This is a genomic window from Methylophilus sp. DMC14 (assembly GCF_056314085.1).
In genome coordinates, this window is record NZ_JBQUZA010000001.1 from 439,159 (window position 1) to 453,156 (window position 13,998).

Below are 13,998 nucleotides of genomic sequence, written 5' to 3' on the forward strand. Positions count from 1 at the left end.
TGCCCACCCCCGCCAAAAATGTTTCAATGAAACACAAAACCACAATCATGAAACGTTTCAAATAAAAAAAATGGAACAAACCACCCCCGATTTTTTCAGCCAGCAGGCCGGTCTGAGCCGGGCACAGGGCGAATCGCTGGCCCGCATGATTTCATTGATCATGCCAGATGCAGCCGTGTTTACCGTCGATGCTCAAAAGCGGATCAGCTACTGGAGCCCGGGTGCCGAAAAACTGCTAGGCTTCACTCAGGCTACGCTCCTGGGTGAAAACTGCCTGACCGCCAACCGCTGCGAACAGTGTATGCGCGGCTGTGGTCTCACCGAGTCTGGCAAAGTCGAGGGCGCTCCCCTGCTGCTGCACCGGTCTGATGGTGAACGACAGGCAGTGTTGAAATATGCCATGGCCTACCTGCCAGAAGATGGCGCGTTTGCGGGCGGCCTCGAAATCCTGCTGCCCCAGCAGGCGGACGCAGGCAAGACCGCCGCCCAATCCTCGCTGGGTGAAAAATATGGCTTGATCAGCCATGCGCCCGAAATGCAAAAAGTGTTTGAAATGATACGCCGCGTGGCAGTGACAGACATCCCGGTGTTGATCCGCGGCGACTCCGGCACAGGCAAAGAGCTGGTGGCCCGCGCCATTCATGGCGAGAGTCCGCGTCACCGCGCCGCCTTCGTCGCCATCAACTGTGCCACGCTCAATGCGGGCATGCTGGAGAGTGAGCTGTTTGGCCACGTCAAGGGTGCCTTCACCGGCGCCATTCGTGATCACCAGGGCCTGTTTGGCCGGGCCGAGGGCGGCACGCTGTTTCTGGATGAAATCGCCGAACTACCTTACGAATTACAGGCCAAACTGTTGCGCGTACTCGAAACCGGTGAATACCTGCCCGTCGGGGCCAGTCAAGCCATGCAAGCCAATGTCCGCATTGTTGCCGCCACACATAAAGCCTTGCGCGAAGAGGTTAAAGCCGGGCGTTTCCGACAGGACTTGTTGTTCCGCTTGCGCGTGGTGCCCATCTTCTTACCCAGCTTGCAGGCGCGCAAACAGGATATTCCGCTCATACTGCGACATCTGCTTAAACAGCAATTTACCGGGGAACTACTGCCCGTAGTGAAGGCCGCCGCCATGGAGCAACTGATGGCCTATGACTGGCCGGGCAATGTGCGCGAACTGCGCAATGTGTTGAATTACGCACTGGTGATGTCGGATGGCAAACAGATAGCCACCGCAGACTTGCCGCCCGAACTGCAAACGATACCCGGGTCAACACAGGCAATGGCAGCGCCAGTCGCCAAACCAGGCCGCCAGGCGCTTTCAGAAGCCGCCATCGTGCAAGCCGTCACTGACTGCCAGGGCAACCTGACCCAGGCGGCCAAACAACTAGGGATTGGCCGCACCACACTGTGGCGTTACCGCAAACTTTGGCAAAAAGACTGATACGGTCACAACCAGCCGCGACGCACCGCCAGCGTATGCACGGCCATTCCCGCCAGCATGCTGGCGACAAACAGCCAGACCGCCGGGCCACCCGTCAAGAGTGAGGCGATGGCTGGGCCGGGACAAAATCCGGCAATGCCCCAGCCGGTGCCAAAGATCACCGCCCCCAGCACCAGTTTGCGGTCAATCAGGCGCGTGCCTGGCAACTGCACAGGCAGGCCCAAAACACTGGTGGGGTGCTTGGCCGCAGACTTGAAGGCAAAAAAGCCCACCGCAATCGCACCCATCATCACAAATGCCAGTGACGGATCCCAGTCACCGGTCACATCCAGAAAGGCCAGTACCTTGGCTGGATTGGTCATCCCGCCCACAATCAACCCCACGCCGAAGATCAGCCCGGCGATCAATGCCATCAAATTTGCCATCTTGCTTCTACCCTATCATCCACACATGGCGCCATAGCCAGACCACCAGTATCGCTACCAGCATAAACGTCAGCGTGGCTACCAGCGAACGTGGCGACAGCCGAGACAAGCCGCAAACCCCGTGACCACTGGTGCACCCCGACCCCAGGCGACTACCAAAGCCCACCAGCAATCCCGCCACGATCAACCAGGGCGTGGACGCCTGAATCTCCACCATAGGCAACGGCCGTGCCAGCACATAAACCAATGGCGACAGCACCAGACCTGCGACAAAAGCCAGGCGCCAGGCCCGGTCACCGGCGGCGGCCGACCAGACCTGACCCACAATGCCACTGATGCCAGTGACCTTGCCCAGCCAGCGGATCATCAGCAAGGTGGAAAAACCAATCAGCAATCCACCCATCAGTGATTGCCAGGGGGTAAAAGAAATCATGCTTTTTTCTACATCCTCAACAGCGTTTATGAACAGGCCTAGCCAGCGTGATCACTCCTCAATCGACTTCGTCGGCCATGTCCTCATGGGCGGGTTCCGCAAGCTGGTTACATTCAAAACCGGCTTTTTCCAGCGCAACCCGATACTCGCAGCCGGGCAAATGCCCCTCCAGCTTGCCGTTGATATGGGTGGTTTCCTGCTTGCAGTAGGCGCAACGATAACGGTGGGCCTGACCTTCAAAGTGCTCTTGCGGATAGTCGATATAAAACAGTCGTTTCATGTTACTTGCTCCTCATCACAGCACTAGACAAGACCTATGCTACGCTGTCGCCAGGAGGCTGGCAATACACAAAAAATCGCCTTGAGCAAGATTTTTCATCAAATAATTTTAACGTGCAGATTTTAATCAGGCCTAATTTAATACATAAAATCAAATAGTTAAGACACTCACCCACAGCTCACCATAAAAGTTATCCACAAAAAATGTGGACAGGCGCCCCTTAGCCACGGCTATGTAAGGCAGCGATTTCCTGAATGTCCAGATCACGTTCCATCAGATGCAGCAACTCGTCATGAATCTGCCCCGAGCGATGCAGTCTAAGCAGCTCTTCACGACCGGCGGCTACGGCGGCCAGTACCACATTAAAATGCGCTTTGCGGAGGTCATCGGGCAGACTGTCTTCATGTTTATGTTTGTCTGACAGGCTTTGCCGGTAGCTGTACTGCTCCAGCAACCGCGGGTGCATTAATGCGCCATGTTCGTTATAGGCCAGTTTGTTAACCACTGAAAACTGTGCCTGCTCAATCCGGGCCCACACCTGTGGCTCATTAAGGTAAATGTGCTCATGCTTGGTCGCCTTCAGTTTAAATGCGCGGATCACCTGACCAATTGTCGTCCCCTGCACCACCACCGTCACCAGGATCACAGCAAACGCGCACATCAACATCAAGTCGCGTCCGGGCACCTGGGCGGGGACCGCCAGTGCTGCTGCCAGCGTGACCACGCCACGCATGCCTGCCCAGCTTTTGACAAAAGACTCGCCCCAGGTGCTGTGTCCATGCGCCGCATGCGGCTTGCGGATGAGTCTGGCCAACCCATCAATCATGAAAATCCAGACAAAGCGCGACAAGATCACCACGGCCAGCACCAGCAACACTTCCAGTCCGTAGGCGCCCAAAGACTTATCCGCATGGGCGATACGCTCCCAGACCCCGCGCAAAGACAGGCCAATAAAAATAAATACCAGCGATTCAAAGATAAAAATCATGACCTCCCAGAACGCAGCGCTGCGCCGGCGGGCGGTGGCAGACATGATTTCATGCTGGTGCCAGCCCAGCATCATGCCGTAGGTCACAGTAGCGATCACGCCAGAGACGCCGATATGCTCGCCAACGACATAACAAATCCAGCCAGGCAGGGCCGAGGCCAGCACCATGAGTTCGGTGCCATGCAGGTAGCGCAAGGTTTTAAACACCACATAGCCCATGGCGACACCAAACAAGACGCCGCCGATACTCAGCCAGACAAAGGTTTCGAGCGCGCCGCTCAAGGAAAAGACGCCCGTCAGCAAGGCGACAATGGAAAACTTGTACAGCACCAGGCCGGTCGCGTCATTGAGCAGACTTTCTCCTTCCAGCAACACCAGCAGCTTGCGCGGCAAGGCCACCCGCTGCAACACGGCTTTCGCCGCAATCGCATCGGGCGGTGAAACAATCGCGCCCAAGGCAAAGCAAGCTGCCCACGGCAAACTGGGGTTAAAGGCATGCAGCGCCAGACCTACCGCCAGCGTCGTAAACAGCACCGCACCGATGGCCAATAGCAGAATGCCGCCCAAATGCCGTCTGAACTCATGCCAGACCGTAAAGTAGGCACCTGCCATCAGCAACGGCGGTAAAAATACCTCCATCACCAGGGCCGGATCAATCTCAAACGCCGGTAATTCCGGCACCAAGGCAATCAGTGCGCCACCCGCCAGTTGTGCCACCGCAGGCGGCCACCGCAGCCGATTGGCCAGCACCTCCAGCGCAATCACAGCCACCAGAAAAAATAGGATTAAATTGAAATAAAACGAGTTACTCATGAATGATCGAGAGGGCTTATCCCCCTTGAAACAGATTAAACCGCGCCTGACAGACGCACTAGCTCGCGTAATCTAACACAGTCAGCTTGCGCCAAGCTTGCTTTAACAATGTTTGATGCTCATCCGCAATCCCTTAGGCAGCAATCAGTTCGCCAGCATCTGCGTGAACTTGCGGACCCAGCATGGTTCAAACTTGCATCGCGGGCTGTTGTTAAAGATGCAAGCGGTATCACTGCCTGCCATCAATTGGGGTAAGATGATGGCAGTCTGATATGAGGATAAGGAGTCAACATGTTTAGCTTTAAAAAATGGCTGTGGCGGCAATGGCAGGCCTGGCGGGGTGCAGACCGCGCGTATGCCAAATACCTGGCGCATTTTCAGCATTACCAATCGCAGGTGGTGGATCCTGCCTTGCAGCAAAGCTTGCAATTACAACCGATGAGCAAAGAAGCCTTTTTGCAAGCCTGGCAACAAAAAGGCCTTAAGCCTGCGGGCAAGTCGTGCGGCTGCAAAACCGGTTGCTGCGGTTAGGCGAAAGCATTTAGCTGCGTACCCTGTAGATAAAACCCTGTAGCTATAAACCATGGAAATGATCCACACCCATGCTGGCAAATTGCGGGCCATAGGCTATGATGCGGCCAAACGCGCACTGCGCGTGACGCTGGAAGACGGCAGCACGCTGGAATATGCCAATGTGGGCGAAAGCCTCTGGCGTAGCTTTAAAAACGCGAGTGCTCAATGGAGCTATTACCGCGACAACATTGAAGAAGCCTTTAGCTGCCAGCGGGTAAGCGCACAAGCAGCGAAGCCCACCACCGTGAACCGTAACCCGCTGGATGATTTGTTCCAGTAACGGTGCCAGGCGTAACGATCAATGCCCGGCCTGCAAGCTTGCTCCCCGTTGCTGTGCGGCTTGGCTGGCTTGATGCCACCACAGTAACAAGGCGACGATGGCAAAGCCGGTCAACAGCGTAAAACTCATGGCATAGCCATAACGTTGCGCCACCCAGCCGGCAATGGCCGGACTCAAGGCCGCCCCAAGCCCCTGAATGGTGAGCACAAACCCCAAGCCGACATTAAAATGCCCGCTGCCCTGCAACATCTTGGCTACCAGGCCGGGCAAGGCCACGCCGAGCAAGCCTGCGCCGACGCCATCCAGCAATTGCACAGGCACGACGGCCCAGGGTGAATTCCAGGTTGATGCAATCACACCGCGCACAGGCAAGGCCAGCAAAGCCAAGGTGACCAGCCGCTCATAGCTGAATTGCTCTGCGTAGCGCCCGGCCAGCAAGGCCATGGGAATCATCACCAGTTGCGCAACCATCACGGTCAAAGCTGTAAACAAGCTGGCATTGACCAGCCCCTGCGACACCATGGTCTGCCCCAGTAAGGGCAGCATGGCGGCATTGGCCAGATGAAACAGCATCATGATGGCGGCCAGCATCAGCAACGGCCGCGACTGTAGCAGCGACTTCCACACGGCATGGCCAGAATCACTGACGGTGGCATGGGACTCCAGCCCCCGTGCCGCATTGTAATCAATCTCTTGCGGGCGGATGCGGCGGATACACAGGAGGGCCAGCACGGCCATCACCGCCAGCAGAATAAACACGGCAGACAAGCCCCAGAAGTAACCCAGCACCCCCGCCACAGTCACCGACACCAGACTGCCTGCGTGACTCCAGGCCTCATTCTGTCCGAGCTGCCGCGGTAAATACCTTGCCCCGACCAGGCCCAGGCTGATACTGGCAATGGCCGGCCCGATCATGGCGCGCACCACGCCAGTGGCGGCTTGCGACAAGGCAATCGCCGCAAACGAGCTCCATAGCAGTAGCACCAGGCAACCCACCACCATCAAAATCGCACACACCGCCAGCCACAGGCGCTTGACATGGGTGCGGTCCATGAGGGCACCCGCCGGGATTCCCGCCACCATGGTTGCCAATCCGCCTATGGTCATCACATAACCAATATCATCGGCCTGCCAGGATTGTGCCAATAAATACACACCGAGAAAGGCGCCGAGCCCGTCGCGGACATCGGCCATGAAAAAATTCATCACCGCCAGCCATTGCCTTGAATCTGCAGGCATGTTGAATAGACGCATGCTGTTCTCCTTACACCACAGGGGCTTTAAAGATAAAAAAGGCGCCCAGGCCAATGAGGGCAAAACCGACAACATGGCTGGAGGTGAAATGCTCGCCGAGCGAATACACCGAAAACACGGCAAACACACTGAGCGAAATGACTTCTTGCATGGTTTTGAGCGCCGCCACCGAATACACGGTATGCCCAATCCGGTTGGCAGGCACGGCAAAACAATACTCAAACAGGGCAATCAGCCAGCTCACCACAATCACCACATACAGCGGTTTTTCAGTGAACTTGAGATGGCCATACCAGGCCACTGTCATAAACACATTGGAGATCAGCAGCAACACAATCGGGGCTAATTTTGCAATCATGATGAATCCTGTCAAAAGAGGGAATCCAGCGTGGGCGGCGGCCTTTGGGCAGCACCGCTGTGGCGCAGAGCAACTTAAGCAACACCTCACTTGCTTACATCGCAGGCCACGCCGGATGAAGGGTTGGTCTTGGCTAAATCAGGACCTAGCACTGGCCGGTTACAGCCGCTGGCTGGCAAGCTGGGGCCGCGGGCGCATAGAGTGGCTGCATGTTGGCGGCGGAGCTTCCCATGCGGATCGCCTCTAGCGATACACCATTGGCCGTCTTGGTCCCGAGACCAGCCACCGCAATACGCAGCCCTGGGCGCAACGGCACACTCAGGCTTTCAGGCGGAAAGTGAACAATGCTCTGGTTATCCAGGATGACACCATCGACTTCGCCGCGCGGACCATTCAGGATCAGATCGACCTTGCCTTCCACCTGCAACGGCTGCAATGACTGTGCCCGCAAATGTGGGGGTAACAAGGGCAGGTTATTGGCTGGTGGCTGGTCCACCACAATATTGCCGGTGGTTACATTGATAATGGCATCGGCTTTAACGATGGCTGGCGTTTCAGCATGCCCGAGAATACGCACATGCTGACCAGGTTGCACAGCAACGAGCAAGGCCTGCGAACGGTGCGGCGGGAATTTGACAATCACGTCATTCGCCAAGCGCAAGCCATCCGCCTCGCCATACGGGTTAAACAGGATGGATTTGACAGTGGCATCTGCCACCGCAGGCAAGGCGGCGGTCGCCTGCAAATCGAGTGCGCCTGGCGGGTTCCCCGCAATAGGCGCAACCGGAGCTGGGGTGATGGGTCCAGGTGCTACGGTTCCTGGCACTACGGTTCCTGGCACCATGGATCCAGGGACTAGCGGTGAGGGATTCGCAGGTAAGGGAGGCACGGCAAATGCATCCATGGCAAGGCTGAGTGTAGTCATCAGCACCGCTGTGCGCAATGCCTGGGTGGGATGCGTAAAGTGAGAGAAAAATAACATGGCAAGCTCCTTTGAATGATGAATCTTGCTTCATCTATTGCAAGGGGCATGCCAAACAAAAAACCATTTAAAATCAAATGGTTGAATTTTTAACCAAGGTGAAACTGTCCGCTTTTGTGACACCCGCCTGTCCGCCTGACGGACACGCATGCGTGCTTAAACCAAGCCATACTCTTCAAGCTTGCGGTAAAGCTGCTGGCGCGACAGACCCAGCTTTCTGGCGGCCTCACTCCGGTTATCACCACTCTCACGCAATGCGCGTTCTATCATGTCACGCTCCACTTGCTGGAGGATTTCGGCCAGCGTGCCGCCGGACGCGGATAAAGGGCGTCCTTGCTCAGCGATCAGGGTCGATTGGGGCCGCGGGGTAAAAGAAATATGTTCTGCCTCAACATATGCATGGTGGCTCAGAATCACGGCGCGGGCGATCGTATTGCGTAGTTCGCGGATATTGCCCGGCCAATCGTGCTGTACCAGCTTGCGGGTCGCCTCGGCAGTCAGGCGTTTGGGGGTGCCGGTCGCTTCGGCGGCCAGAAAATAGTGCGCCAGCATCAGCAAATCGTCGCCACGCGCGCGCAAGGGCGGCAACATGATGGGCATCACCTGCAGGCGATACCATAGGTCTTCGCGGAACTGCCCGGCCCTGACCGCGGCAGGCAAGTCTCTATGGGTAGCGGCAATGATGCGCGCATTCAGTCTGAGGACAGTTTGTGCCCCAACCTGGCTAAACTCACGCGCCTCCAGCACCCGCAACATCTTGGCTTGCAGTGCCAGCGGCATGTCCCCAATTTCATCCAGAAACAGCGTGCCGCCTTCCGCCTGCCGCAAATAGCCTTTCCGGTCTGCCACCGCGCCGGTAAATGCGCCTTTGACATGGCCGAATAACTCGCTTTCCATCAAGTCGGGCGGAATAGCGGCACAGTTGACGGCGACAAATGGGCCCCCGGCGCGCAAACTGTTACGATGCAGGGCGCGCGCAACTTCTTCCTTGCCGGTCCCGGTCTCGCCCAAAATCAGCACCGTCGCCTCGGTAGCGGCTGCCAGGCCGATTTGCTTGAACACCTGGCGCATGCATTCACTATTGCCGATTAAGCGCTCGCTGGCGGCCGTATCCGCGTCCGCAATCTCCGCAGACAAAGGGGATTCTGCTCCCAGCTCCGCGCTGCACTCGGGCAAAGCACGCTGCAAGGTTTCCATCAGCAGCTGGCGTGAAATAGGCTTGGTTAAATGGTCAAAGGCCCCTAGCCGCATGGCTTCTATCGTGTTGCTGCCACTGGCGTAGGCTGTCAACATAATGCAAGGCACCGCCTTAATAGCCTGCGCCTGTCGCAAGAAAGACAGGCCATCCTCCCCAGCCAGCTTGAGGTCGGTGATCACCAGCTCTACCGGCTCGGTCCGCAGGCATTGCAGGCCTGCCTGCACATGGCTTGCCTCAAGCACCTGGTGCCCGAGGTCTGACAGCATTTCAGACAGGCTGCTTCTAAAGGCCGGGTCATCGTCAATAATCAGGAGGTTTGCCATGGCAATTCAATCTCAAAACGGGCGCCAGTCGGGGTGTCGGCCAAGCGTAGCTCACCGCCATGCGCCTGGACAATCTCGCGCGCCAGCGCCAGGCCGAGACCGGTGCCGCCGCTGCGCGCAGTGCTAAAAGGTTCAAATACCTGCGCTTGCAGATACGCGGGCACGCCGCTGCCATTATCAGCCACCCACAACAGCAAGTGATCAGGTACAGCATCCGCGATGCCAAGCTCGATGTAACCCACAATGGGCACGTGGGCCAGCGCATTCAGAATCAGGTTATCCATGACTTGGGCCATTTTATCGGGATCAAGCAACGCCATCGTGCGGGCCCGTGCCACCACGGCGTCATCAAGGGTCAATTTCCAGCTCGCCTGCTGCGCAGTAATCGCCTCTTGATGCAAGTTGGCCAAGCTGGTGAGCCAGGCTCGTAAATCCAGCGCCTGTTTTTGCAGTTGCAAAGGGTGCGTGAGCGCAAGTAAGCTGGATATCAGGCTTTCGAGACGGGCGGTTTGTGCCAGCACCGCTTCAAACGCACTCTGGCTGCGTTGCTGATAGCGCTCAGGGGCGGCCGCCATCGCATTTTCGACTTTCATGCGCATGGTGGCGAGCGGATTGCGGATTTCATGGGCCAACCCTGCCGAGACCCGGCCCAGCGTGGCCATCCGTTCAGACTGCGCCAGTTGTTGCATCAGCGCCGTGGTCTGGCGTTGCCAGCGGAGCAGCATCCAGGCCAACCAGGCGCCTGACATCACCACCAGACCGATCAACAGCGCCAGCGCCAGGCTTAAATGATTGAGCACTTCAGCCTGGATCAGCAAGACACGTTTCATGACCCAGGCGACAGGGGTGTCAATGGATGGGGTGAGTGGGCATGCCGCAAACACAATCGCTTCGCGCAATCCGGGTCGCACCTCGATAATCAACTGATGGCTGCGGCTGGCCAGTTCGGCGGTGGCCGTGATTTTTTCAAGCTCGGCCACCGGCGGATCGCGCTTAATGCCGGTGCCATCATAGGTGGGAAAAGCATAGGCAAACACGCCTCGCTCCGGCTGCCAAAAGCCGCCTTCACTGCCAGGCTCTTCGCGCAATGCAAGGTCTATGACGGCCTGCCAGCCGGCCAGGGATGCCCCGGCGGTGGTAGGCAACTGCACCCTAGCCTGGTGCGCACCATGTTGCATGGCCTGGCAACTGGCGGCCGCATGCAGGCGGGCCTCGGCAATCTGTGACGCCGCCCCTTGCCGGCTCAATTCAATCAATAGCCAGACCAGCAAAGTAGAGACGGCCGCAATCAGCGCCCAAAGCATGAGCAGGTCTCGACGCACCTGTTTGGTATGTGTCTGCATAAACAGCCGTGTGATGGATACTCAATAAGAGAAGATCAAGGAGCGCTTCATCCAGCGATGAAACGCCAACCACACGGTAGCACATCACTCACAGCGCTTCAATCAGGCTGGCGCTGACAGGTCCCCATACCATTGTAAGCTCACTGTAATTGAGCTTTGTTAGTCTGAGCATGGCTGATAGTATCCCTGTTCACACCTATCGTCAGGAATCGATGATGACGGATGACGCTTTTATGATTGAGCAACATTTTGGCCTGGGCGCACGCGCCGATGCCCCGGCATTGTCCTCCAGTGCCTTGCAGGATGAGTTTAGCCGTTATCAGGCGTTGCCGCCGCTATGGCAGCAATACCAGCAAACCCTGCCCTCGCTGGAGCAAGAAATGGAAGAAAGGCGCATGATCAACCAGGCGGCCTCCCCTGACGACAAAATGCAGTTACGCCAGCAAATGCGTAAGGAGGCCAAAGACAGTTATACCGACGCCGTGCAAGTGCGTGCGCAAGTGGCCCAGCAGACTGACACGCCGTTTGTGGAAAGACTGGTGCATTTCTGGGCCAACCATTTTGCCATCTCCGCCCAAAAATCCGAGGTCACGCAAGCCGCCGGGCTGTTTGAACTGCAAGCCATCCGCCCGTTTGTGCTCGGCACTTTTAAAGACATGCTGTTTGCGGTCGAAAAACATCCGGCCATGCTGTTTTACCTGGATCAGCAACAATCACGCGGACCGGAAAGCGAAGCCGTGCAACGGCAAATGCGCCGCCAGCCGGACAAAAAGGCTGGCCTCAATGAAAACCTGGCGCGTGAAATCCTGGAGCTCCATACCCTGGGGGTACGAAGTGGCTACAGCCAGCAAGATGTGACCGAGTTCGCGCGTGCGCTCACCGGCTGGACCATCCCCAACCCCAAACTGACAGGCGAGACCGATGCGCGCTACCCCGGTTTTATGTTTAACCCACGCGTACACGAACCCGGCAGCCGCCAATTGTTAGGTAAAACCTACACCCAGGACGGCGTGCAACAGGCAGAGGCGATCCTAAGCGACCTTGCCGCTGCACCGGCGACAGCGACACACCTGGCGACCAAACTGGCTTGTCATTTTGCCGGGGACCAGCCGCCGCCTGCGCTGGTTAACCGGCTACGTGACGCGTACCTGCAAACAGGCGGCCAACTCACTGCGCTTTACCGCTTATTGATCGCCGCGCCTGAGTGCAGGCTACCCTCAGCGCTCAAATTCAAAACCCCATGGGAATGGCTGATCAGCAGCGTGCGTGCGCTGGATATCGACCTCTCCCAGGTGCGTGTTTCGCAAGTCATGACCCAACTGGGGCAACCCATCTGGAAGCCAGATTCGCCGGCCGGCTACGATGATGTGGCCGACAGCTGGCTCGCCTCCAACGCGTTGTTGCGCAGGGTGGAATATGCGCAGCGCCTGGCCACGCTGACCAAATTGAGCCTGCCACCAGCCACGCTGGCAAACACGGTATTGCGCGGCAGGCTGAGCCAGGAGACCTTGCAACAGATTAGCCGTGCTGAATCAGCGCATACCGGTTTTGCGCTATTTGTGGTCAGCCCTGAATTTTTAAGGAGATAGCCATGCATCGCAGACAGTTTGTGAAATTATGCGGCGCTGGTCTGGCCGCCTTCTGCCTACCCACCCTGAGCTTTGCTGCAGCAGCCACTGAACAACGCTTTATTTTTATCATCCAGCGCGGAGCGGCAGATGGCCTCAATACCGTGATTCCGTATGCAGACCCTGATTACCAGCGGTTACGCGGCGCACTGGCGATTGAAGAGATCGCCGACTCGCGGCTGGACAGCTTGTTTGCGCTACACCCGTCACTGGCCACCGCCACCAGGCTTTACCAGCAACAACAGGCGCTGTTTGTGCATGCCGTCGCCTCTGCCTACCGCGAACGCTCGCATTTTGACGGGCAGAATGTCCTCGAAAGCGGTGGTACGCGCGCTTATCAGCTCAGGGATGGCTGGCTTAACCGCTTGCTGGGGTTGTTGCCGCCCTCACAAAACGAAGCGATTGCGTTTTCTCCCACGATTCCACTGGCCTTGCGCGGCAGCTACCAGGTAGATGCCTATGCCAGCGCCAAGCTACCGCAACCATCCGATGATTTATTGTTAAGGGTGAGCCAGCTTTATAGTAATGACGCCCAATTGCACGCCGCCTGGGAAAGCGCCATGCAAGTCGAGAATATGGCAGGCTTCCAGCCGCAAAACAGCCAGCAGCCTGAAGCCTTGGGCAAACTGGTAGGTGACTTTTTAAGCCGCACGGACGGTCCGCGCATTGCCATGCTGGAAACCGGTGGCTGGGATACCCACAGTGCACAAAACAATCGCCTGAGTAAACAACTGTCAGACCTGGACAAACTGATTGCCAGCCTGCAAACCGCCTTAGGCGATCACTGGCAGCAAACGCTCATCATCGTCGCCACCGAGTTTGGCCGCACCGCAGCGGCCAATGGCACCGGCGGCACAGACCATGGCACCGGTGCCGCCATGCTGGCGTTTGGCGGCGCGCTGCCCGCCATCAGCACACGCAACCGCCAATGGGCCGCAGGGAAAGTCATCGCAGACTGGCCCGGCCTCAAGGACAGCCAGCTGTACCAGGGACGCGACTTGCAACCTACCCTCGCGCTGGATAGTGCGATCACCGCATTGGTAAGCGCACACTACGGATTGGAGCCAGGTAAAGTCTCACGCACGCTATTCCCGGCCTCCAGCTGAAGTTTTTGCAGCGCGCCCCACAGCAAATACACCCGGCAATCAAATTCATACTGCATATAATCGGGTTCCATATGCAAACAAAGCTGATAAAACGCCTTGTCATGCGCACGTTCCTTGAGGTGCGCGAGCTCATGCACCACAATCATCTGTAAAAATGCCAACGGCGCGGTTTTAAAAAACGCCGAAATACGGATTTCTTTTTTTGCCTTGAGCTTGCCACCCTGCACGCGTGAAATAGCGGTATTCAGCCCCAAGGTTTGCTTTTCTATGGTCAGCCTGTTATCGAAATACACTTTGTCTAGCATCGGTGCATTTTTCAAATAGCGCTGTTTGAGCGACTGACAAAAATCGTAGAGAGCCTTGTCACTTTGAATAGCATGCGGCTGCGGATAACGCTGCTGCAGGTACTGGCCTAGCTGGCCCTGAGCATGCAGCTGTGCAATTTGTGCACGTAACTGGGGCGGGTAACCCGGCAAAAACTGTTGAATAAGGTGAGCAGACATGCCGTCATTTTAAACGGCAAGTACGAAATGACATGCGTGCAATTAAAAAATCGTCACTACATGATCATTTAGATGG

At 57.0% G+C, this 13,998-nt stretch carries 15 protein-coding genes; 5 read left to right on the forward strand and 10 right to left on the reverse strand.

Annotated elements, in window-relative coordinates; genetic code table 11:
• Positions 1 to 70 precede the first annotated feature (70 nt).
• Positions 71 to 1,435, forward strand: coding sequence for a sigma-54 interaction domain-containing protein (locus tag ACT53C_RS02290; RefSeq protein WP_476144633.1), 1,365 nt, complete (start codon positions 71 to 73; stop codon positions 1,433 to 1,435).
• A 5-nt stretch (positions 1,436 to 1,440) separates the two neighbouring features.
• Here the strand turns inward: ACT53C_RS02290 and ACT53C_RS02295 are convergent, their stop codons facing one another.
• The 4 genes from ACT53C_RS02295 to ACT53C_RS02310 all read right to left on the reverse strand — a co-directional run bounded on the left by ACT53C_RS02295 (position 1,441) and on the right by ACT53C_RS02310 (position 4,374).
• Positions 1,441 to 1,860 carry a DUF6691 family protein gene (locus ACT53C_RS02295; protein WP_194748880.1) on the reverse strand — a complete coding sequence of 140 codons (420 nt, stop codon included), beginning with the start codon at positions 1,858 to 1,860 and terminating at the stop codon, positions 1,441 to 1,443.
• A gap of 7 nt (positions 1,861 to 1,867) precedes the next feature.
• Positions 1,868 to 2,293 carry a YeeE/YedE family protein gene (locus ACT53C_RS02300; RefSeq protein WP_194748881.1) on the reverse strand — a complete coding sequence of 142 codons (426 nt, stop codon included), beginning with the start codon at positions 2,291 to 2,293 and terminating at the stop codon, positions 1,868 to 1,870.
• A gap of 58 nt (positions 2,294 to 2,351) precedes the next feature.
• The gene (locus ACT53C_RS02305; protein ID WP_194748882.1) at positions 2,352 to 2,573 is read right to left on the reverse strand and encodes a hypothetical protein; all 222 of its coding nucleotides are present in this window, start codon (positions 2,571 to 2,573) and stop codon (positions 2,352 to 2,354) included.
• Between the two features lie 220 nt (positions 2,574 to 2,793).
• Complete coding sequence (locus ACT53C_RS02310; protein WP_476144634.1) at positions 2,794 to 4,374, reverse strand: Na+/H+ antiporter; 1,581 nt, start codon at positions 4,372 to 4,374, stop codon at positions 2,794 to 2,796.
• Between the two features lie 291 nt (positions 4,375 to 4,665).
• Here ACT53C_RS02310 and ACT53C_RS02315 point away from each other — a divergent pair, with 291 nt between their 5' ends.
• Both ACT53C_RS02315 and ACT53C_RS02320 read left to right on the forward strand, forming a co-directional pair.
• Complete coding sequence (locus tag ACT53C_RS02315; protein WP_476144635.1) at positions 4,666 to 4,905, forward strand: hypothetical protein; 240 nt, start codon at positions 4,666 to 4,668, stop codon at positions 4,903 to 4,905.
• 52 nt (positions 4,906 to 4,957) lie between these two features.
• A complete protein-coding gene (locus tag ACT53C_RS02320) occupies positions 4,958 to 5,227 on the forward strand; it encodes a KTSC domain-containing protein (protein WP_476144636.1) in 270 nt (89 codons plus the stop codon).
• 18 nt (positions 5,228 to 5,245) lie between these two features.
• Here the strand turns inward: ACT53C_RS02320 and ACT53C_RS02325 are convergent, their stop codons facing one another.
• From ACT53C_RS02325 to ACT53C_RS02345, 5 genes are all read right to left on the reverse strand, one after another.
• On the reverse strand, positions 5,246 to 6,481 hold the full coding sequence (locus ACT53C_RS02325) for an MFS transporter (protein ID WP_476144637.1): 1,236 nt from the start codon (positions 6,479 to 6,481) through the stop codon (positions 5,246 to 5,248).
• A gap of 10 nt (positions 6,482 to 6,491) precedes the next feature.
• On the reverse strand, positions 6,492 to 6,839 hold the full coding sequence (locus tag ACT53C_RS02330; protein ID WP_412008647.1) for a DMT family protein: 348 nt from the start codon (positions 6,837 to 6,839) through the stop codon (positions 6,492 to 6,494).
• Between the two features lie 145 nt (positions 6,840 to 6,984).
• The gene (locus tag ACT53C_RS02335) at positions 6,985 to 7,821 is read right to left on the reverse strand and encodes a hypothetical protein (RefSeq protein ID WP_476144638.1); all 837 of its coding nucleotides are present in this window, start codon (positions 7,819 to 7,821) and stop codon (positions 6,985 to 6,987) included.
• Positions 7,822 to 7,977: 156 nt separating this feature from the next.
• Positions 7,978 to 9,342 (reverse strand): sigma-54-dependent transcriptional regulator, encoded by a 1,365-nt coding sequence (locus tag ACT53C_RS02340; protein ID WP_476144639.1) that lies wholly within the window; start codon positions 9,340 to 9,342, stop codon positions 7,978 to 7,980.
• The gene (locus ACT53C_RS02345; protein WP_476144640.1) at positions 9,327 to 10,685 is read right to left on the reverse strand and encodes a sensor histidine kinase; all 1,359 of its coding nucleotides are present in this window, start codon (positions 10,683 to 10,685) and stop codon (positions 9,327 to 9,329) included. The genes ACT53C_RS02340 and ACT53C_RS02345 overlap by 16 nt, the downstream gene beginning before the upstream one ends.
• A gap of 170 nt (positions 10,686 to 10,855) precedes the next feature.
• On the opposite strand from ACT53C_RS02345, the gene ACT53C_RS02350 reads away from it, so the two are divergent.
• Together ACT53C_RS02350 and ACT53C_RS02355 are read left to right on the forward strand one after the other, a co-directional pair.
• Complete coding sequence (locus ACT53C_RS02350) at positions 10,856 to 12,274, forward strand: DUF1800 domain-containing protein (RefSeq protein ID WP_476144641.1); 1,419 nt, start codon at positions 10,856 to 10,858, stop codon at positions 12,272 to 12,274.
• Between the two features lie 2 nt (positions 12,275 to 12,276).
• Positions 12,277 to 13,419, forward strand: coding sequence for a DUF1501 domain-containing protein (locus ACT53C_RS02355; RefSeq protein ID WP_476144642.1), 1,143 nt, complete (start codon positions 12,277 to 12,279; stop codon positions 13,417 to 13,419).
• On the opposite strand, the gene ACT53C_RS02360 is transcribed toward ACT53C_RS02355, so the two are convergent.
• Complete coding sequence (locus ACT53C_RS02360) at positions 13,365 to 13,922, reverse strand: YgjP-like metallopeptidase domain-containing protein (protein WP_476144643.1); 558 nt, start codon at positions 13,920 to 13,922, stop codon at positions 13,365 to 13,367. The two genes, ACT53C_RS02355 and ACT53C_RS02360, sit on opposite strands and share 55 nt — an antisense overlap.
• Positions 13,923 to 13,998: the final 76 nt, after the last annotated feature.

Bases quoted from the DNA above. Each gene is read 5' to 3' on its own strand.
- ACT53C_RS02290 (WP_476144633.1), top strand. From the start codon at position 71: ATGGAACAAACCACCCCCGATTTTTTCAGCCAGCAGGCCGGTCTGAGC.
- ACT53C_RS02295 (WP_194748880.1), bottom strand. From the start codon at position 1,860: ATGGCAAATTTGATGGCATTGATCGCCGGGCTGATCTTCGGCGTGGGG.
- ACT53C_RS02300 (WP_194748881.1), bottom strand. From the start codon at position 2,293: ATGATTTCTTTTACCCCCTGGCAATCACTGATGGGTGGATTGCTGATT.
- ACT53C_RS02305 (WP_194748882.1), bottom strand. From the start codon at position 2,573: ATGAAACGACTGTTTTATATCGACTATCCGCAAGAGCACTTTGAAGGT.
- ACT53C_RS02310 (WP_476144634.1), bottom strand. From the start codon at position 4,374: ATGAGTAACTCGTTTTATTTCAATTTAATCCTATTTTTTCTGGTGGCT.
- ACT53C_RS02315 (WP_476144635.1), top strand. From the start codon at position 4,666: ATGTTTAGCTTTAAAAAATGGCTGTGGCGGCAATGGCAGGCCTGGCGG.
- ACT53C_RS02320 (WP_476144636.1), top strand. From the start codon at position 4,958: ATGGAAATGATCCACACCCATGCTGGCAAATTGCGGGCCATAGGCTAT.
- ACT53C_RS02325 (WP_476144637.1), bottom strand. From the start codon at position 6,481: ATGCGTCTATTCAACATGCCTGCAGATTCAAGGCAATGGCTGGCGGTG.
- ACT53C_RS02330 (WP_412008647.1), bottom strand. From the start codon at position 6,839: ATGATTGCAAAATTAGCCCCGATTGTGTTGCTGCTGATCTCCAATGTG.
- ACT53C_RS02335 (WP_476144638.1), bottom strand. From the start codon at position 7,821: ATGTTATTTTTCTCTCACTTTACGCATCCCACCCAGGCATTGCGCACA.
- ACT53C_RS02340 (WP_476144639.1), bottom strand. From the start codon at position 9,342: ATGGCAAACCTCCTGATTATTGACGATGACCCGGCCTTTAGAAGCAGC.
- ACT53C_RS02345 (WP_476144640.1), bottom strand. From the start codon at position 10,685: ATGCAGACACATACCAAACAGGTGCGTCGAGACCTGCTCATGCTTTGG.
- ACT53C_RS02350 (WP_476144641.1), top strand. From the start codon at position 10,856: ATGGCTGATAGTATCCCTGTTCACACCTATCGTCAGGAATCGATGATG.
- ACT53C_RS02355 (WP_476144642.1), top strand. From the start codon at position 12,277: ATGCATCGCAGACAGTTTGTGAAATTATGCGGCGCTGGTCTGGCCGCC.
- ACT53C_RS02360 (WP_476144643.1), bottom strand. From the start codon at position 13,922: ATGTCTGCTCACCTTATTCAACAGTTTTTGCCGGGTTACCCGCCCCAG.